General features: G+C 72.9%; 15 protein-coding genes. 12 read left to right on the top strand and 3 right to left on the bottom strand.

The annotated features are described in order from the left end of the window. Positions 1–231: 231 nt before the first annotated feature. Positions 232–981 carry a class I SAM-dependent methyltransferase gene (locus ACQ9ZG_RS10315; protein WP_109915382.1) on the top strand — a complete coding sequence of 250 codons (750 nt, stop codon included), beginning with the start codon at positions 232–234 and terminating at the stop codon, positions 979–981. A 19-nt stretch (positions 982–1000) separates the two neighbouring features. On the opposite strand, the gene ACQ9ZG_RS10310 is transcribed toward ACQ9ZG_RS10315, so the two are convergent. Next, positions 1001–1192 (bottom strand): helix-turn-helix transcriptional regulator, encoded by a 192-nt coding sequence (locus ACQ9ZG_RS10310; protein ID WP_018487248.1) that lies wholly within the window; start codon positions 1190–1192, stop codon positions 1001–1003. Between the two features lie 218 nt (positions 1193–1410). Between ACQ9ZG_RS10310 and ACQ9ZG_RS10305 the strand changes: the two genes are divergently transcribed. After that, positions 1411–1947: a DinB family protein gene (locus ACQ9ZG_RS10305; protein WP_219995608.1), complete on the top strand. Its 537-nt coding sequence runs from the start codon at positions 1411–1413 to the stop codon at positions 1945–1947. A gap of 31 nt (positions 1948–1978) precedes the next feature. Here the strand turns inward: ACQ9ZG_RS10305 and ACQ9ZG_RS10300 are convergent, their stop codons facing one another. Then, complete coding sequence (locus ACQ9ZG_RS10300; RefSeq protein ID WP_109915381.1) at positions 1979–2911, bottom strand: sugar phosphate isomerase/epimerase family protein; 933 nt, start codon at positions 2909–2911, stop codon at positions 1979–1981. 166 nt (positions 2912–3077) lie between these two features. Between ACQ9ZG_RS10300 and iolC the strand changes: the two genes are divergently transcribed. From iolC to ACQ9ZG_RS10250, 10 genes are all read left to right on the top strand, one after another. Then, a complete protein-coding gene (iolC, locus tag ACQ9ZG_RS10295; RefSeq protein ID WP_499280332.1) occupies positions 3078–4268 on the top strand; it encodes a 5-dehydro-2-deoxygluconokinase in 1191 nt (396 codons plus the stop codon). After that, positions 4265–5332, top strand: a complete 1068-nt coding sequence (locus tag ACQ9ZG_RS10290; RefSeq protein WP_109917222.1) for a Cgl0159 family (beta/alpha)8-fold protein — start codon at positions 4265–4267, stop codon at positions 5330–5332. Before iolC ends, ACQ9ZG_RS10290 begins: the two co-directional genes overlap by 4 nt. Before the next feature lie 9 nt (positions 5333–5341). After that, entirely contained in the window at positions 5342–6436 is a 1095-nt protein-coding gene (gene iolB / locus ACQ9ZG_RS10285) for a 5-deoxy-glucuronate isomerase (RefSeq protein ID WP_258312393.1), read from the top strand. Further along, positions 6433–8550, top strand: a complete 2118-nt coding sequence (gene iolD / locus ACQ9ZG_RS10280) for a 3D-(3,5/4)-trihydroxycyclohexane-1,2-dione acylhydrolase (decyclizing) (protein WP_499280331.1) — start codon at positions 6433–6435, stop codon at positions 8548–8550. Before iolB ends, iolD begins: the two co-directional genes overlap by 4 nt. A gap of 73 nt (positions 8551–8623) precedes the next feature. Next, on the top strand, positions 8624–10126 hold the full coding sequence (mmsA, locus tag ACQ9ZG_RS10275) for a CoA-acylating methylmalonate-semialdehyde dehydrogenase (RefSeq protein WP_109917065.1): 1503 nt from the start codon (positions 8624–8626) through the stop codon (positions 10124–10126). 95 nt (positions 10127–10221) lie between these two features. Then, positions 10222–10839 carry a DUF4291 domain-containing protein gene (locus ACQ9ZG_RS10270; RefSeq protein WP_499280330.1) on the top strand — a complete coding sequence of 206 codons (618 nt, stop codon included), beginning with the start codon at positions 10222–10224 and terminating at the stop codon, positions 10837–10839. Positions 10840–11039: 200 nt separating this feature from the next. After that, positions 11040–13694, top strand: a complete 2655-nt coding sequence (locus ACQ9ZG_RS10265) for an alpha/beta fold hydrolase (protein WP_499280329.1) — start codon at positions 11040–11042, stop codon at positions 13692–13694. Further along, the gene (locus ACQ9ZG_RS10260; RefSeq protein WP_028415154.1) at positions 13691–14611 is read left to right on the top strand and encodes an ABC transporter permease; all 921 of its coding nucleotides are present in this window, start codon (positions 13691–13693) and stop codon (positions 14609–14611) included. The genes ACQ9ZG_RS10265 and ACQ9ZG_RS10260 overlap by 4 nt, the downstream gene beginning before the upstream one ends. 285 nt (positions 14612–14896) lie before the next feature. Further along, positions 14897–16468 carry a vWA domain-containing protein gene (locus ACQ9ZG_RS10255; protein WP_109916024.1) on the top strand — a complete coding sequence of 524 codons (1572 nt, stop codon included), beginning with the start codon at positions 14897–14899 and terminating at the stop codon, positions 16466–16468. A 263-nt stretch (positions 16469–16731) separates the two neighbouring features. Beyond that, the gene (locus tag ACQ9ZG_RS10250; RefSeq protein ID WP_028415156.1) at positions 16732–17199 is read left to right on the top strand and encodes an anthrone oxygenase family protein; all 468 of its coding nucleotides are present in this window, start codon (positions 16732–16734) and stop codon (positions 17197–17199) included. 18 nt (positions 17200–17217) lie between these two features. Here the strand turns inward: ACQ9ZG_RS10250 and ACQ9ZG_RS10245 are convergent, their stop codons facing one another. Further along, a complete protein-coding gene (locus ACQ9ZG_RS10245; protein WP_018487235.1) occupies positions 17218–18090 on the bottom strand; it encodes a peptidoglycan-binding protein in 873 nt (290 codons plus the stop codon). Between the last annotated feature and the right edge of the window lie 374 nt (positions 18091–18464).

Genomic DNA, 18464 nt, shown 5'->3' with positions numbered 1-18464 from the left:
CCACGGCCGGCCCGTGAACCCGTTCGGAAAGGGGTCTCGGGCCGGCCGTGGAAGGCCTTCAGGCGGGCCGTGGGGGCTGCGTGGAGCGGATGGCGGCCAAGGGCAGGGGGGTCGGGTCTCCCCTTCGGCCCCCTGCCCTCCAAGCGCCCTCTCCGCCTTCGCAACACCAGCTTTGACCTGGGCTTTCTTCCTCCGTATCACTAAAATCGGTGCATGGGGAAAGGGGATCTGATGGGCCGCGACATCCGCACGGCGGACGATGTGATGAGGCTTCTGGACGACCTGTTCGCACCCGAGGCGCACCGCTGGACCACCGGGGCCGCCTCCTGGTGGGACGGCTTCTACGAGGACCGCTCGAAGCCGGTGCCCTTCTTCGCCGACAAGCCGGACGAGAACCTCGTGGCGTACGTCGACCGGGGGTTGATCGGGCCGGGCCGCGTGCTCGACCTCGGCTGCGGTCCCGGGCGCAACGCCCACCGGCTGGCCGCGCTCGGCTTCGACGTCGACGGCGTCGACCTCTCCCCGGCGGCGGTCGCCTGGGCCGAGGAGCGCGTACGGGCGTCGGGGGTCGAGGCCCGGTTCCACCTCGGGGACGCCTTCGATCTGACGGCGGCGGGGGCAGCGGCGGCAGGACCGTACGACCTGGTCTACGACTCCGGCTGCTTCCATCACCTGCCGCCCCACCGGCGCATCGGCTACCTCGCCCTGCTGGACCGCTGCCTCGCCCCCGGCGGCCACTTCGCGCTCACCTGCTTCGCCGCGGGGGAGGGCGGAATGGGCTCCGAGCTGCCGGACGTGGAGTTCTACCGGCAGGGGGGCCTGGGCGGCGGACTCGCCTACACCCCCGAGGAGTTGCGCCGCATCTTCTCGCTCCCGGGCCTGGCGGAGATCGAACTGCGCCGGATGCGCGACGAGACACCCGACTCGCCGCTCTTCGGTGAACCCTTCCTCTGGACGGCGCTGTTCCGCAAAGAGGCGTGAGAAGGGAGAGAGGGAACGGTCAACGGCCGCGGTTGCGGGGGCGGGAGGCGACCCAGGCGCGGACGGTGTCTCCGTACCAGTAGGGCTTTCCGTTCTGCACCTGGTCGGGCGGCGGGAGGAGACCGTGTTTGCGATAGGAGCGGACGGTGTCCGGCTGGACCTGGATGTGCGCGGCAATGTCCTTGTAGGACCAGAGTGTCCTGTCCGTCATCCGTGACACCTCTCTGCGCTGCTCTGTCCGGTGATCACTCAAGCCTGTGCTCGGTTGAACGAACTCCGGCGGGAGGCGGGGTGGGGCTGTTGTGCGCCTGTGACGGAAAACCCGCGTAACAGAGATATGTGTCGCGAAACAGTGACTGTTGTGACAGAAGGGGCGAATGTCCGACCGGTTCACGGGCGTTGTCAGACCCCGGTGCCACGATGGTGACCATGAGTACGCCCGAACGCGCGATGCCGCCACTGGTGGCCGACGAGCGCACCACGCTGGAGAGCTGGCTCGACTTCTACCGCGCCACCCTGGCCCGGAAATGCGCGGGGCTGCCCGAGGAGCGGCTCCGGGAAGCGTCCGTCGAGCCCTCGGGGATGACGTTGCTGGGGCTGGTCCAGCACGCCGCGGCGGTGGAGCGGAACTGGTTCCGGCGGGTCCTCGCGCAGGAGGACGTTCCGCGGCTGTTCGCCCCTGCCGACGGGGGCGGGAGCGGAGGAGGGGGCGGAGGTGAAGGGCACGACGGGGGGTTCGAGCCGGCCGAGGACGCCACGTACGACGGCGCGGTGGCGGTGTGGGAGGCCGAGATCCGGCGGGGCCGGGAGAACTGCGCGGGCCGGGGGCTCGACGAGACCAGCCCGTTCATGGGCGGGGAGGTGACGCTGCGGTGGATCTACACGCACATGATCGGTGAGTACGCGCGCCACTGCGGGCACGCCGATCTGATCCGGGAGCGCATCGATGGGCGCACGGGGGTCTGAAGGCGTCCGGTCGCCCGGCGGGGCGGTGGTGTCAGACGGCCGCGCCGGGCCCGGGGGTTCCGCAGGAGCGGAGGAACGCGCGGGTGCGGCGAGCGATCGGGAGCGGCTTGTCCGGGTCGCACGGGTACATGTCCTGCTCCACGATCGCGAACAGGTCGACGTCCAGGGCGCGCGCCGCCGCCAGGACCGGCTCCAAGGCGGGCACGCCACCGGGCGGTTCGCACATCACGCCCCGCGCCACGGCCGGGCCGAACGGGATCTCGTCCGCCACCACCGCCGCCAGGATCTCGGGGTCGACCTGCTTGAGGTGGAGGTAGCCGAGGCGCTCCCCGTACGTCTCGATGAGCTTCACGCTGCTGCCACCGCAGTAGGCGTAGTGCCCGGTGTCCAGGCAGAGCGAGACGAGGGAGGGGTCGGTGGCGTCGAGGAAGCGGGTCACGTTCTCCTCGCTGTCGATATGAGTGTCCGCGTGCGGGTGGACGACGATACGGAGCCCGTAGCGCTCCCGGACCTCCCGGCCGAGCCGCTCCGTCTGGACCGTCAGATCCCGCCACTGCGCCGGGGTGAGCGTGCGGTCCTCCAGGACCTCGCCCGTCTTGTCGTCGCGCCAGAACGAGGGGATGACGACGAGGTGTTCGGCGCCCATGGCCCGGGTCAGCTCCGCGATGTCCGCGACATGTGCCCAGGTCCGGTCCCAGACGGCGGGCCCGTGGTGCAATCCGGTGAAGACGGTGCCGGCGGAGACGGTCAGCCCGCGGCTGCGGGTCTCGTCCGAGAGCCGGGCCGGGTCGGTGGGCAGATAGCCGTACGGGCCCAGTTCGATCCACTCGTACCCGGCCTCCGCCACCTCGTCGAGGAAGCGCTGCCAGGGCACCTGCCGCGGGTCGTCGGGGAACCACACCCCCCACGAGTCGGGTGCCGAGCCGATACGGATGCGGGCCGAAGAGGGTGCGGAGGGGGTCATATCGGCCAGCGTCGCGGGCCGTACGGATGAGTGTCAAGAGTTCGTCCGAATGTCCGGACAAAATGTTGACAGGGCTCCCGGGCGGGGACTAGACCTGGGACCAGCCGGCCGGCGGGGGCGCACGGAGGCGGACCGAGGGGCGGAACGGAGGCCGAAGGGATGCGCGATGCCTGAGCCGTACGACGTGGTCACCATGGGGCGGATCGGGGTCGATCTCTATCCCTTGGACATCGGGGTGCCGCTCGCCCGGGTCGGGACGTTCGGCAAGTTCCTCGGCGGTTCCCCGACGAACGTCGCGGTGGCGGCGGCCCGGCTGGGACGGCGGACGGCGGTGGTCACCCGGACGGGCCGGGACGCCTTCGGGGACTACCTCCACCAGGAGCTGCGGGGCTTCGGGGTGGACGACCGGTGGGTGACGCCGGTCGAGGAGTACCCCACGCCGGTCACCTTCTGCGAGGTCTTCCCGCCGGACGACTTCCCCCTCTACTTCTACCGGCAGCCCAAGGCCCCCGACCTGGAGATCCACCCGTCGGAACTCGACCTGGACGCGGTGCGCGCCGCCCGGATCTTCTGGATGACCGGTACGGGACTCAGCGCCGAGCCCAGCAGGGCCGCGACGCTGACGGCGCTCCGGGCCCGCAGCGAGGGGCGGGCCGGGGAGCCCCGTACGGACACGGCCGCTGAACCCAGCACCTCCGCCACCGTGTTCGATCTGGACTGGCGGCCCATGTTCTGGGACGGCGGGGACCACGGCTCGGTGGCGCGCGCCCGCTACCGGGAGGCCCTCGCCCACGCCACCGTCGCCGTCGGGAACACCGACGAGTGCGAGATCGCGACCGGCGAGCGCGAACCGTACGCCGCCGCACGCGCCCTGCTCGCGGCCGGGGTGGAGCTGGCCGTCGTGAAGCAGGGGCCGAAGGGCGTCCTCGCCGTTCACCGCGACGGCTCCACCGCCGAGGTCCCGCCGCTGCCGGTGGAGGTCGTCAACGGGCTCGGCGCCGGGGACGCGTTCGGCGGGGCGCTCTGCCACGGGCTGCTGGCCGGGTGGGATCTCGACCTGATCATGCGGTACGCCAACGCCGCCGGGGCCATCGTCGCCTCCCGCCTCGCCTGCTCCTCCGCCATGCCCTTCCCGGACGAGGTGGAGCAGGCGCTGGCGGAGGGGGCCGTACGGGCGGACCTCGCGACCGGGCCGCCCGCGACCGGGTCTTCTGAGTCCGGGGCCTCCGGGACCGGGCCTTCCGAGACCGCGCCCTCCCAGCCCGGGGCCTCCGGGACCGCGCCCTCCGAGCCCGGGGCCTCCGGGACGGGCGGGGACGGCGGCTCGGCCTCCAGGCCCTCCGGGACGGCCTCATGAGCCCCGCGCCCGCCGCGCCCTCCGTCCACGAGCTCGTCCGGATCCGTGCCGAGCACCCCGAGGCGGTGGCCGAAGCCGCCGCGCGACGGCAGCGGAGACCTCTGCTCCGTACGGCCGACTCCTCTGCCCCCGACCTCAACCCAGTCACCGGCACAGGCGCAGGCGCAGGAACCGGCACCGGAACCAGCACCAGCCCAGGCCCAGGCGCCGACACGGGCACGGGCACGGCCACCGCCATCGGCACAGGAACCGGCAGTGCAACCGGCCACCCCGGTCAGCTGATGATCATCGCCGCCGACCATCCCGCGCGCGGAGCCCTCGCCGTCGGGGACCGGGCGCTCGCCATGGCCAACCGGTTCGAACTGCTCCAGCGGCTCTGCCTCGCCCTCTCCCGCCCCGGGGTCGACGGGGTCCTCGCCTCCGCCGACGTCCTGGAGGACCTGCTCCTCCTCGGCGCGCTGGAGGACAAGGTCGTCATGGGCTCCATGAACCGGGGCGGGCTCGCGGGGGCCGCCTTCGAGCTGGACGACCGGTTCACCGGGCACCGCCCCGAGGACCTGGTCCGGCACGGGTTCGACGCGGGGAAGCTGCTGCTCCGGATCGACCACGAGGACCCCGGCTCGCTGGACACCCTGCACGCCGCCGCCCGCACCATCGACGCGATGGCCGCGCTGCGACTGCCGGTCTTCGTCGAGCCGTTCCTCTGCCGGCGCGTCGACGGCCGCCTCCGCAACGACCTCGGCGCCGCCGCCGTCGCCACCTCCATCGCCATCGCGTCGGGCCTGGGCGGCACCTCCGCGTACACCTGGCTCAAGGTCCCCGTCACGGAGGAGCCGGAGGACATGGCCCGGGTCATGGAGACCTCCACGCTCCCCGCCGTGCTGCTCGGCGGGGAGGTGGGCGACGACCTGGACGGGGCGTACGCGAAGTGGCGCGCGGCGCTGCGGCTGCCGACCGTGCGGGGGCTGGTCGTGGGGCGCTCGCTGCTCTACCCGGTCGACGGGGACGTGGCCGGGGCCGTCGACACCGCCGTGTCGCTGCTGCGACCGGGCCGGGACGGGTAGGGAGTGGGCATGGGCACGCATCACGAGGACCAGCAGGAGCACCAGAACCGCCAGACCCCGGACCGCCAGACCCCGGACCACCGGACCCCGGACCACCGGACCCCGGACCACCGGACCCCGGACCACCGGACCCCGGACCACCGGACCCCGGACCACCGGGCCCCGGACCACCGGGCCCCGGAGCGCCGTGCAGGGAGGCACCATCTGCCCTCCGGCAGCGCCGCGCGCGGACCCTATGTCCTGGACATCGACCCGAAAATGGCCGGATGGGATCGGTCCAGTCTCCGCATTCTGGAGCTTGAGCCGGGCGGAGTTCATACGCTCGTCACCGGGGAGTGCGAGTGGATCGTCCTGCCGTTGACCGGTGGCTGTACCGTGCGTACGGCAGGTGACACCTTTGAACTGCTGGGCCGGGAAAGCGTGTTCAGCGGGGTGAGCGATTTCGCCTACGTGCCGCGCGACGACCGGGCGCAGATCTCCTCCGGCGCAGGAGGCCGCTTCGCCCTGGCAGGAGCGAAGTGCGAGCGACGACTCCCCGCTCGCTACGGCCCCGCGCCGGAGGTACCCGTCGAACTGCGCGGCAGCGGCACCTGCTCGCGCCAGGTCAACAACTTCGCGGCCGCCGGCACCTTCGCCTGCGACCGCCTGATCGCCGTGGAAGTCCTCACGCCCGGCGGCAACTGGTCCTCCTACCCGCCCCACAAGCACGACGAGCACGTCCCGGGCGAGGAGTGCGAGCTGGAGGAGATCTACTACTTCGAGGTGGAGGGCGGCGGCCTCGGCTACCACCGGGTCTCCCCGTCGCGCCAGGGCGGTACGGACGTCCTCGCCGAGGTGGCGGACGGCGACGTGGTCCTCATCCCCGACGGCTGGCACGGCCCGTCCATCGCCCCGCCCGGCCGCACGCTGTACTACCTGAACGTCATGGCGGGGCCGGGGGAGGAGCGGGCCTGGCTGATCCGCGACCATCCGGACCACGGATGGATCCGCGACACCTGGCGACACGAACCGGTCGACGCGAGACTGCCGCTGTACACGGCGCATCCGCAGACGGCCCGCCCGGACACGGCGCATCCGTCGCCCGGCCCGGAGGTAACAGGTTGACCCCGACGAGCCCCGCCACCCCGACGAGCCCCGAGTCCCAGACGAGCCCCGCCACCCCGACGAGCCCCGAGTCCCAGGCGAGCCCCGAGTCCCAGGCGAGCCCCGCCGGCCCGACGCCTTCTCAGACCCCGGCGAGCCCCGCGAGCACCCCCCGTACGCGCTCCGCCCGTACCCGCTCCACCCGCCGCCTCACCACCGCTCAGGCCCTGGTCGCCTTCCTCGCCCGGCAGTACACCGAGCGTGACGGCCGCCGCCACCGCCTGATCAGCGCCACGTGGGGCATCTTCGGCCACGGCAACGTCGCGGGCATCGGCCAGGCGCTCGTCGAGGCGGGCAACGGGAGCGGCCTGCGGAACGGCGACCGCGGCGGCAGCCGGACCGCGCCCCGGATGCCGTACCTCCAGGGCCGCAACGAACAGGCCATGGTGCACGCGGCCGTGGGGTACGCCCGGCAGTCCGGCCGGCTCTCCGCCCACGCGGTGACCACCTCCATCGGGCCGGGCGCCACCAACCTCGTCACCGGTGCCGCCCTCGCCACGATCAACCACCTCCCCGTCCTGCTCCTCCCCGGCGACACCTTCGCGACCCGGCCCGCCGACCCCGTACTGCAACAGCTCGAAGTGCCGTACGCGGGTGATGTGTCGGTCAACGACTGCCTGCGGCCCGTCTCGCGCTACTTCGACCGGGTCACCCGCCCGGAGGCGCTGATTCCGGCGGCCCTCCAGGCGATGCGGGTCCTCGCCGACCCCGCCGAGACGGGGGCGGTGACGCTGGCGCTGCCGCAGGACGTGCAGGCGGAGGCGTACGACTGGCCGGAGGAGTTCTTCGCGGAGCGGGTCTGGCCGGTCCGCAGGCCGGCGCCCGACGCGGCCGGGCTGGAGGCGGCGGTACGGGCGGTGCGCTCCGCCCGCCGCCCCCTGATCGTCGCGGGCGGCGGGGTCCGCCACAGCGGGGCCGAGGAGACGCTGGCCGCGTTCACCGCCGCCACCCGCATCCCGGTCGCCTCCACCCAGGCGGGCAAGGGGTCCCTGCGCCACGACCACCCGGCGGACGTCGGCGGCATCGGCCACACCGGCACCGCCACCGCCGCCGAACTGGCCCGCACCGCCGACCTGGTGATCGGCGTCGGCACCCGGTACACGGACTTCACCACCGCCTCCGGCACCCTCTTCGAGAACCCGGCCGTCCGCTTCCTCAACCTCAACATCGCCGGCTTCGACGCCCACAAGCTCGCCGCCCTCCCCCTGGTCGCCGACGCCCGCGCCGGCCTGGAGGCGCTCACCAGCGCACTCGCCGGACGGGGTTACCGGGTCGACCCGGCGTACGAGACGGAGTACACCGGCGCGAAGGAGGCGTGGGAGGAGCGGGTCGAGGCGTCCTTCGCCACCCCCGACCCCACCGCGCGCCCCACCCAGACGCAGGTCCTCGGCCTGCTCGACAGCCTGGTCACCGAGGAGGACATCCTCATCAACGCCGCGGGCTCGCTCCCCGGCGACCTCCACAAGCTCTGGCGCACCCGCTCCCGCGACCAGTACCACGTGGAGTACGGCTACTCCTGTATGGGCTACGAGATCCCGGCCGCGATCGGCGTCCTGCTCGCCACTGCAGCCCGTCCGCGGCCCCGCCCCGTCTGGGCGCTCGTCGGGGACGGCACGTATCTGATGAACCCCACCGAGATCGTCACCGCAGTCCAGGAGAGCCTGCCGCTGAAACTGGTGATCCTCCAGAACCACGGATACGCCTCCATCGGCGGCCTCTCCGAGGCGGTCGGCGGCGAGCGCTTCGGCACGGCCTACCGCCACCGCGACCCCGACGGCGGCTTCACCGGCCCGCCGCTCCCCGTCGACCTGGCCGCCAACGCGGCCTCCCTCGGTCTGCGCGTGCTGCGCGCCACCACCGTCGACGACCTGCGCAAAGCCCTCGCGCAGGCCCGTGACGCCGAGGGCCCCACTTGTGTCTACGTCGAGACCGAAACGCCCGACACTGTGTCGGGCCCCCCTCCGGCACAGGCGTGGTGGGATGTTCCGGTGGCCGAGACCGCGAGCCGGCCGGCGGCGGTGAAGGCCCGCGAGGAGTACGAGCGTCAGGTCGCCGCCCGACGCCGCCACCTGTGAGACCAGCCCCGCGCCCCCATCGAGCGCCGAAGCCCGAAGCCCGGCCGAAGCCTGAAGTCCGAAGGAGTACGTCATGACGAAGACCGTCAACCACTGGATCGGCGGCAAGACAGTGGAGGGCACGTCGGGCGCGTACGGTCCGGTCACCGACCCGGCCACCGGCGAGGTCACCACGCAGGTGGCGCTGGCCTCGGTCGAGGAGGTCGACGCGGCCGTGGCGGCGGCGAAGGCCGCGTACGCCACCTGGGGCACCTCCTCGCTCGCCCAGCGCACCGCCGTCCTCTTCCGCTACCGGGCGCTCCTGGACGCCCGCCGCGACGACATCGCCGCGCTGATCACCGCCGAGCACGGCAAGGTGCACTCGGACGCGCTGGGCGAGGTCGCCCGGGGTCTGGAGATCGTCGAGCTGGCGTGCGGGATCACCACGCAGCTCAAGGGCGAGCTGTCCACCCAGGTCTCCAACCGGGTCGACGTCTCCTCGATCCGCCAGTCGCTGGGCGTGGTCGCGGGCATCACCCCGTTCAACTTCCCGGCCATGGTGCCGATGTGGATGTTCCCGCTCGCCATCGCGTGCGGCAACACGTTCGTGCTGAAGCCGAGCGAGAAGGACCCGTCGGCCGCCAACCTGCTGGCCGAGCTGGCGGCGGAGGCGGGGCTTCCGGACGGCGTGCTCAACGTCGTCCACGGGGACAAGGTCGCGGTGGACGCGCTCCTCAACCACCCCGACGTGGCCGCCGTCTCCTTCGTCGGCTCCACCCCCATCGCCCGCTACATCCACGCCACCGCCTCCGCCAACGGCAAGCGGGTCCAGGCCCTCGGCGGCGCGAAGAACCACATGCTGGTTCTCCCGGACGCCGACCTGGACGCGGCGGCGGACGCGGCGGTCTCGGCGGCGTACGGCTCCGCCGGTGAGCGCTGCATGGCGATCTCGGCGGTCGTGGCGGTCGGCGCGATCGGGGACGAGCTGGTCGACAGGATCCGCGAGCGGGCCGAGAAGATCAAGATCGGCCCCGGCAACGACCCCGCCTCCGAGATGGGCCCCCTGATCACCGCCGCCCACCGCGACAAGGTCGCCTCGTACGTCACGGGCGCCGCCGCCCAGGGCGCGGAGGTCGTCCTCGACGGCACGGGCCACACGGTGGAGGGGTTCGAGAACGGCCACTGGATCGGCCTCTCCCTTCTGGACAAGGTCTCCACCGACTCCGACGCGTACAAGGACGAGATCTTCGGCCCGGTCCTGTGCGTGCTCCGCGTGGACACGTACGAGGACGGCGTCGCCCTCATGAACGCCTCGCCGTTCGGCAACGGCACCGCGATCTTCACCCGCGACGGCGGCGCGGCCCGCCGCTTCCAGCTGGAGATCCAGGCGGGCATGGTCGGCGTCAACGTGCCGATCCCGGTCCCGGTGGGCTACCACTCCTTCGGCGGCTGGAAGGACTCGCTCTTCGGCGACCACCACATCTACGGCAACGACGGCGTGCACTTCTACACCCGCGGCAAGGTCACCACCACCCGCTGGCCCGACCCGGCGGACGCCCCGGCCGGCGTCGACCTGGGCTTCCCGCGCAACCACTGACCGACGCAGCCCCGGCCGACGCACCCCCGGCCGCGCCCGGGCCTCCGGTGAAATCCGGATGCCCGGGCGCGGCCGTGTCCCCCATCCTGGGTCGTATGAACACCCCGTCCACCCCGCCCCGTTACGAGATCCGCGCCCACCAGACCGCCACCACGGTCACCGTCTACCAGGCGTACCGGCCCGCCATCGGCCTCCCCGCCGCACGCGACGGACGGTTTCCCGGCGAGTGGAAGCGGGACCGGATGACGTGGATCAAGCCCAGCTTCCTCTGGATGATGTACCGCTGCGGCTGGGGCACCAAGGAGGGCCAGGAGACCGTCCTCGCCGTCGAGATCGCCCGGAGCGGCCTGGAATGGGCCCTCGCCCACGCCGAACTCTCCCACTACGTACGCGGCGTGCACCCCGACCAGGCCACCTGGAAGCGCAGCCTCCGCACCGCCCCCGCCCGGGTCCAGTGGGACCCCGAGCGCGACCTGGACCTGAACCCCCTTCCGTACCGCTCCCTGCAACTCGGCCTGAGCGGCGAGGCGTCCCGCCGGTACGCGGACGAGTGGACCCTCTCCATCCGCGACGTCACCCCGCTCGCCCGTCAGGTCCACGCGGCGGTCCGGGCGGGCGACCGCGAGCGCGCGGCGGCCCTGCTCCCGGTGGAGACCCCGCTCGACCTGCCCGCACCGCGCCCGGCCCTCCCCGCCGGAGCCCCTGTGGCCTGACGGCTCCCGGCCACGGCCGCCACCACGGGACGCCCGACGCACGGCCCGATGCGCGGCCAATGTCCCCAATGGCCTTCGGCCCGTATAAAGGCCGTACCGCGTCCGGAGTACGGGGAGGGCGCACCGTACCTCTCAGGGAGGCTGTCCACCTCCGCCTGGTGGCACTTCGGGGGGTGGGATCCTCCGTCTAGGGTCGAGGGATGGAGACCCCTACTGCTCGATGGCGGCGCCTGCTGCCCCGTACGCGTGGCCGGTGGGCCGCGGCCGGTGCCGCGCTCGCCGTGCTCGTGGGCGGTGGCACCTGGACCGCCGTGGCCGATGACGGCTCGCCCGCCGTGCAGCGCGAGGACCGGACACTGCGGCCGGGCGGGGTGGAGATCGACACCTCGTACTTCTACGGGGAAGGTTCCGGCAAGCGGCCCGCCGTGCTCATCGGGCACGGCTTCGGCGGCAGCAAGAACGACGTACGGGCCCAGGCCGAGAAGCTGGCCGCCGACGGGTACGCCGTGCTGACCTGGTCGGCGCGCGGATTCGGGAAGTCCGGCGGGGCGATCTCGCTCAACGACCCGGAGGCCGAGGTCAAGGACGTCTCCGGGCTCATCGACTGGCTCGCGGCCCGGCCCGAGGTCCAGCTCGACGCGGACGGCGACCCCCGGGTCGGTCTCACCGGGGCCTCCTACGGCGGGGCGGTCTCCCTGCTCGCCGCCGGGTACGACGAGCGGGTCGACGCCATCGCCCCCGTGATCACGTACTGGAACCTCGCCGACGCCCTCTTCCCCGACGGGGTCTTCAAGAAGCTCTGGGCCGGGATCTTCGTCACCTCAGGCGGCGGCTGCGAGAAGTTCGAGAAGCGGCTCTGCGAGATGTACGAGCGCGTCGCCGTCAGCGGCAAGCCCGACCCGGCCGCGATCGAGCTGCTCACCGAGCGCTCGCCGTCCGCCGTCGCCGACCGCATCAAGGTCCCCTCGCTCATCCTCCAGGGCCAGTCCGACTCCCTCTTCCCGCTCGGCCACGCCGACGCCATGCAGAAGGCGATCAGCGCCAACGGGGCCCCCGTCTCCGTCGACTGGATCTCCGGCGGCCATGACGGCGGCGACAACGAGACACCCCGGGTCGAGGGGCGCGTCGGCGCCTGGTTCGACCGGTATCTGAAGGAGGAGACCGGCACCGACACCGGGCCCGCCTTCCGTGTCACCCGTACCGGAGGCATCGACTCCACCGACGGCGCCGCCCTCAAGCGCGGCGCGAGCAGCGACACCTACCCGGGGCTGCGCAGCGGCGGCCGGGAGATCGCGCTCGGCGAGGGGACGAAGACCTTCCGCAACCCCGCCGGCTCCGCCCCGCCCGCCATCTCCGCCGTCCCCGGCCTCGGCGGCGGGATCTCGCAGCTCTCCTCGCTCGGCGTCGGGCTCTCGCTCGACTTCCCCGGCCAGTTCGGCCGCTTCGACTCGGCCCCGCTGGACACCTCCGTACGCGTCACCGGCACGCCCACGGTCCGGGTGACCGTCAAGGCGACCGAGGGCCGGGACGCGGTGCTCTTCGGCAAGGTGTACGACGTGTCGCCGGACGGCCGCCAGCAGCGGCTGCCCTCCCAGCTCGTCGCCCCCTACCGGATCACCCCCGACCAGCAGGGCAAGCCGGTCGAGCTGGCGCTGCCCGCCGTGGACCACGAGTTCGACGCCGGGCACCGGATGCGGCTCGTCCTCTCCGCGACGGACCTCGGCTACGCCTCCCCGGCCGAGCCCGCCACCTACGCCGTCACCCTCGACGGCCCCCTGACCGTCCCCACCGCACCCGCCGTCAGGACCGCCGCGGCCGCCCTGCCCTGGTGGACCTGGGGCCTCCCGGCCGCCGCCCTCGTGATCGCGGCCGCGCTCCTGCTCACCGCCCGGCGCCGGACCGCGACGCCCGCGCCGGACCCCGCGCTCACCGAGGTACCGCTCCAGATCACCGGACTCTCCAAGAAGTACGCGAAGTCCGTCGACCGGTACGCCGTGCGCGAGCTGTCCTTCCGCGTCGAGAAGGGCCAGGTCCTCGGACTCCTCGGGCCCAACGGCGCGGGCAAGACGACCACCCTGCGCATGCTCATGGGGCTCATCACCCCCGACGAGGGCGAGATCCGTGTCTTCGGGCAGGCCATCCGCCCCGGCGCCCCGGTCCTCTCCCGGGTGGGCGCCTTCGTCGAGGGCGCGGGCTTCCTGCCGCACCTCTCCGGGCGCGCCAACCTGGACCTGTACTGGCAGGCCACCGGCCGCCCCGCCGAGGACGCCCACATCGACGAGGCCCTGGAGATCGCGGGCCTCGGCGACGCGCTGGCCCGTGCGGTGCGGACGTACTCCCAGGGCATGCGGCAGCGGCTCGCCATCGCGCAGGCCATGCTCGGCATGCCGGACCTGCTCATCCTCGACGAGCCGACCAACGGTCTCGACCCGCCGCAGATCCGCGAGATGCGTGACGTGATGATCCGTTACGCGGCCGGAGGCCGGACCGTCATTGTCTCCAGCCACCTCCTCTCGGAGGTCGAGCAGTCCTGCACCCACCTGGTCGTCATGGACCGGGGCCGGCTCGTCCAGGCCGGTCCGGTCGCGGAGATCACCGGTTCCGGCGACATGATCCTGGTGACCACGGCGGAGGAGGTGTCCGAGCCGCTCGCGGAGAAGGTCGCCGCGCTGCCCGGCATCGGCTCCGCCGTCCGCACCGACGACGGGCGCGGCCTCCTCGTCCGCCTGGACGGGGCCACCGCCTCGCGCCTCGTCTCCGACCTCGTCCGGCTCGACGTCCCGGTCACCGGCGTCGGCCCGCACCGCCGCCTGGAGGACGCCTTCCTCACCCTGATCTCCGGAGGAGCAGCATGAGCGCCCCCGTCCAGCCCCCCGAGGCCCGCGGGAAGGCCGGCGCCCCCGGGACCGAGCACCCGGAGGCCGCGGGCTACCGCGCCGGGCGCACGCTCCCCCTCCGCGTCGAGGCCATGCGGCAGTTGCGCCGCCGCCGCACCCTGCTCATGGGCGGGGTCCTCACGGCCCTCCCGTTCATCCTGATCATCGCCTTCGCCATCGGCGGCACCCCGGACGGCGAGGACGGCGGCGGCCGGGGCGGCAACCGGATCAACCTGATGGACGTGGCGACCGAGTCCGCCGCGAACTTCGCCGCCACCTCCCTCTTCGTCTCGGCCGGCTTCCTGCTGGTGATCCCGGTGGCCCTGTTCTGTGGGGACACCGTGGCCTCGGAGGCGAGCTGGTCCTCGCTGCGCTATCTGCTCGCCGCCCCCGTGCCCCGGACCCGGCTGCTCTGGTCCAAGCTCGTCGTCGCGCTCGGCTTCAGCCTGGCCGCGATGGTGCTGCTGCCGGTGGTCGCCCTGGCGGCGGGCACGGCGGCCTACGGGTGGGGGCCGCTGAAACTGCCGACCGGGGGAGCGCTGGCGGCCGGGGACACTGTGCCCCGCCTCGCGCTCGTCGTCGCCTTCATCTTCGTCTCCCAGCTGGTCACGGCCGGGCTGGCGTTCTGGCTCTCGACGAAGACGGACGCCCCGCTCGGCGCGGTCGGCGGCGCGGTCTTCCTCACCATCGTCGGCAATGTGCTCGACGCGGTCACGGCGCTCGGCTCCTGGCGCGACTTCCTCCCCGCGCACTGGCAGTTCGCGTGGGCGGACGCGCTCCAGCCCGAACTGGAGTGGGGCGGCATGATCAAGGGGGCGTCGATCTCGCTGACGTACGCCCTGATCCTCTTCGCGCTGGCCTTCCGCGGGTTCAGCCGTAAGGACATCGTGTCCTGAACCCGGTGTTCCGCGGGTCCGGCCGACCACAGCCGGGCGGAGTCGGCCGCGAAGTCGCTCCGCCCGGCCTCTGTTGCCGCATCGAGATGGTTCCGCAACGCTTTCGTCGACTCCCTTCGGCGGGCTCGTACGTCACATTCACAGGTGTCGGAGAAAGGACTCGGCACCGTGATGACGTGGGGGTTACGGATGCACCAGCGAAGCGGCAGGCGAATGACGGGGGCACGGACGGGGGTCTGGGCAGGCGGCCGGGTGGGTGCGGTGGCGCTTCTGCTCGCGGGCGGAATGCTGCTCACCGCATGCAGCGGTGAGGGGACGTCGGAGAGCACCGCCGCCGACAAGCGCTCCGGCGCACGCCCCCCGCAGAGGACGACCGGCGGCGGGCAGCCCGCACCGGACGCCGCGGCGCCGGAGCGGAACCGGCAGTCCGAGGAGCGCGCCGACAAGGCCACCCCGGACCCCGCCGCCCCCGACTACCTCTCCACCTTCGCCCTGGACGTGGACACCGCGAGCTACGGCTACGCCCGCACCACCCTCGGCAACGGCAGGCTGCCCGACGCGGCGGACATCCGACCCGAGGAGTTCGTCAACAGCTTCAAGCAGGGGTACGAGCGCCCGCAGGGCAACGGCTTCTCCGTCACGGTCGACGGAGCCCGGATCCCCTCCGGTTCCGGCACCTCCACCGCCTCCGGACCCTCCGAGTGGTCGCTGCTCCGCGTCGGACTGGCCACCAGGGCGGCCCCGCCGAGCAGCGAACGGCCGCCCGCCTCGCTCACGTTCGTCGTCGACATCTCCGGCTCGATGGCCGGCCCCGGCCGTCTGGATCTGGTCCGGAAGTCCCTGGACATCCTCACCGACGAACTCCGCGACGACGACTCCGTCGCCCTGGTCACCTTCAGCGACAAGGCCGAGACCCGGCTGCCGATGACCCGCCTCAAGGGCAACCGGAACAAGATCCGGGACGCGGTGGACGAGATGCGGCCCGCCCGCTCCACCAATGTGGAGGCGGGGATCATGCGCGGTTACGAGGAGTCGGTCGAGGGCCACCGCGACGGCGTCAACAACCGAGTGGTGCTGCTCTCCGACGCCCTCGCCAACACCGGGGACACCAGGGCCGAGAACATCCTGGAACGGATCGACTCCGCCCGGCGCGAGTACGGCATCACGCTCTTCGGGGTCGGCGTCGGCAGCGAGTACGGCGACGCGTTCATGGAGCGGCTCACCAACAAGGGCGACGGCCACACCACGTACGTCGGCGACGAGGAGCAGGCCCGCAAGGTCTTCGTCGACCAGCTCCCCGCCCACATCGAACTGCGGGCGCGCGACGCCAAGGCCCAGGTGGCGTTCGACCGGAAGACCGTGAAGCAGTTCCGCCTGATCGGCTACGAGAACCGCAAGGTCGCCGACGAGGACTTCCGCGACGACAGCGTCGACGGCGGCGAGGTCGGCCCCGGCCACACGGTGACCGCGCTCTACGCCGTACGGCTGCGCGAGGGCGCGTCCGGAGAGGTGGCCAGGGCGACCGTGCGCTGGCTCGACCCCGAGACCCGCAAGGCGTACGAGGAGAGCGGCACGGTGCGGACCGGGTCGATCGAGGGCACGCTGTGGGGCGCCGCGCCGCAGCGGCTCCAGGTGGCCGCCGTCGCCGCCTACTTCGCCGACACCCTGCGCGGCGGCGACCTGCCCGGCACCCCCGCACTCCGCGAACTGGCCTCCCGCGCCGGGAAGCTGGCGGCCGAGACCGACGACGACTCCGTACGGAAGCTGGCGAGGGCGATCGGCCAGGCGGAGGCGCTCCGGAACGGCAGGGCCCCGGAGGACGGGGACGGGGACGGGGGCGAGGGGGAGATCGGCTGAGCCGGAGGCGCGCCACCGGCCGGTGGGGGCGTTCGCGCGGCCGTACGGGACGCGACTGCGGCGGGGCGTGACCGTCCGGGACGCGACCGCACGGCGTGCGACCGTACGGCATGCGGCTGTACGAGGTTCGTCCGCGCGCCAAGCGTCCGCGCGCCAAGCGGTCGCGTCAGGTCCGGCCGCCGTGCGGAACACTGCTGCATGAGGTACGGCTGTGCGAAACGCGACTGTTCGAAATGCGGCTGTGCGAACGCCCGTTGCCGGTCATGATGGCCGCCATGACCTCCCTGCTCCTGGTGCTCTCCGTGATCGTGACCGGCCTCTACGCGGGCTTCATGCTGGCGTTCCTGATCGCGGTCATGCCCGGCCTGGCCGAACTGCCGGACCAGCAGTTCACGGCGGCGATGCGGAAGTTCAACGAGAAGGTCCCGCGGCCCGCCTTCCTCGTCCTCTTCCTCGCCGTGGTCGCCCTGCCCGCCGCCGCGCTCCTCACCGGGCTCGGTGAGCACGACGAGGTGGAGGGCCCCGCGCTCGTGGGGGCGCTCGTCTGCGTGGTCGCCGGCCATCTGGTCACGATCGCCGGGAACATCCCGCTCAACAACGCGCTCGCGGCGTCGGCGGGCGGCGACGACACCGCCGCCCGTCAGGCCTTCGAGCCCCGCTGGAACACCTTCCACCAGGTCCGCACCGCGTGCGTGCTGGTGGCCTGCGCCCTGCTGGCCGTCGCGCTGTGAACAACCCGCCGGCCCGGCTCACACGTTGGGCACCTTGAGCCGGTCCCAGCTCGTCCTGCCCGGGATGCCGTCCGCGTCGGTGCCCGTGTAGCCGAGCTTGCGCTGCCAGGCCGCGTACGAGTTCCGGTCGGCGGTCGACCAGGAGGGGCCGGGGCCCACGGTGTAGCGCCCGCAGCCCTCGGCCACCAGGCGCCTGCCCATCGCGGTGATGACCGGGCTGTTGCGCCCCGCCGCGAAGAACGAGGCCCCCGGGAACGGCTCGTACGTCGGTCTCGGCGGCTGGGAGGGCCCGTCCGGCGCGCCGCCCAGCCGCTTCCCGATCCTGGTGCGCATCGAACTCATGGTGAAGCCGCGCGGGTCGACCTTGCCCGGCTGCCACTCCAGATGCCCGATCACCGACCGCTCGCCCCAGCCGTGCGCCCGGCAGACGGCCGCGGCGGCCCGCTCGATCGCCAGCAACTGGGCGGCCGGCCAGGGGTCCTTCCCGTCCCCGAGGTTGACGCACTCGAAGCCGTAGAAGTACCGGTTGCCGTCGGTGTTGGCCTCGTTGTCCGGCGGCAGGGCCTTCTCCGCGATGACGGCACGGAGCACGTCGTCGTCGCCGAGCCCGGCGTGGTTGGCGCGCCCGTTCCCCACGAGATGGACGGTCCCGTCCTTGGCGATGACCCCGTGGCAGAGGGGGCCGGGGAGGGCGGAGTGGCCGTTGTAGCAGAGCTCGACCGAGGACGCGGTGCCCGAGGTGACGGTGTGGTGGATCATCACGCCGTGCGTCGGGCCCCAGGGCCCCTTGTGATTCCGGTTGTTGGTTCGCCAGCTCCGGTGCTCGACGACCTGGAGGCCTTCGTCGCGGAGGGCTTTGAGCAGCTTGTCGGCGGACAGTGGCGTCGCCATCGTGGCGCTCCTTTCCCGGCGGTGCAGGTGTTCGCAGGGATGTACGGTGGGTGTGCGGGAAATGTTCGAGGGGTGGTGGGCAGGACGGGGTGCCGGACGGCACGCCGAAGTGGCGCTCGCCCGAACGGGTTTGCGGAGAAGTGGGGTGCGCCCTGCGGCGGGATTCCGCCTACGGGCCGTACAGGATCGATTTGCCCGTTCTTGCGCCGCCCTGAACGTCGTCCCTTACCGAACGTTTCGTCGGCCCGCCACCCTTGTGCGACGGATTCCGCTTAGAGAGGTGCGGGGGGCGGCTGAGGCGGAAGTTCCGGACCCGGGCCGGGTGGAAGTTCCGGTGCGGGGATGATGCGGGGAGTGGAGGCGGGGCGTCCGGT

Source organism: Streptomyces araujoniae (genome assembly GCF_050871195.1).
Taxonomy (GTDB): Bacteria; Actinomycetota; Actinomycetes; order Streptomycetales; family Streptomycetaceae; genus Streptomyces; species Streptomyces bacillaris.
Note: the sequence above shows the minus strand (reverse complement) of the source record. Positions and strands in the feature narration are given on the sequence as shown.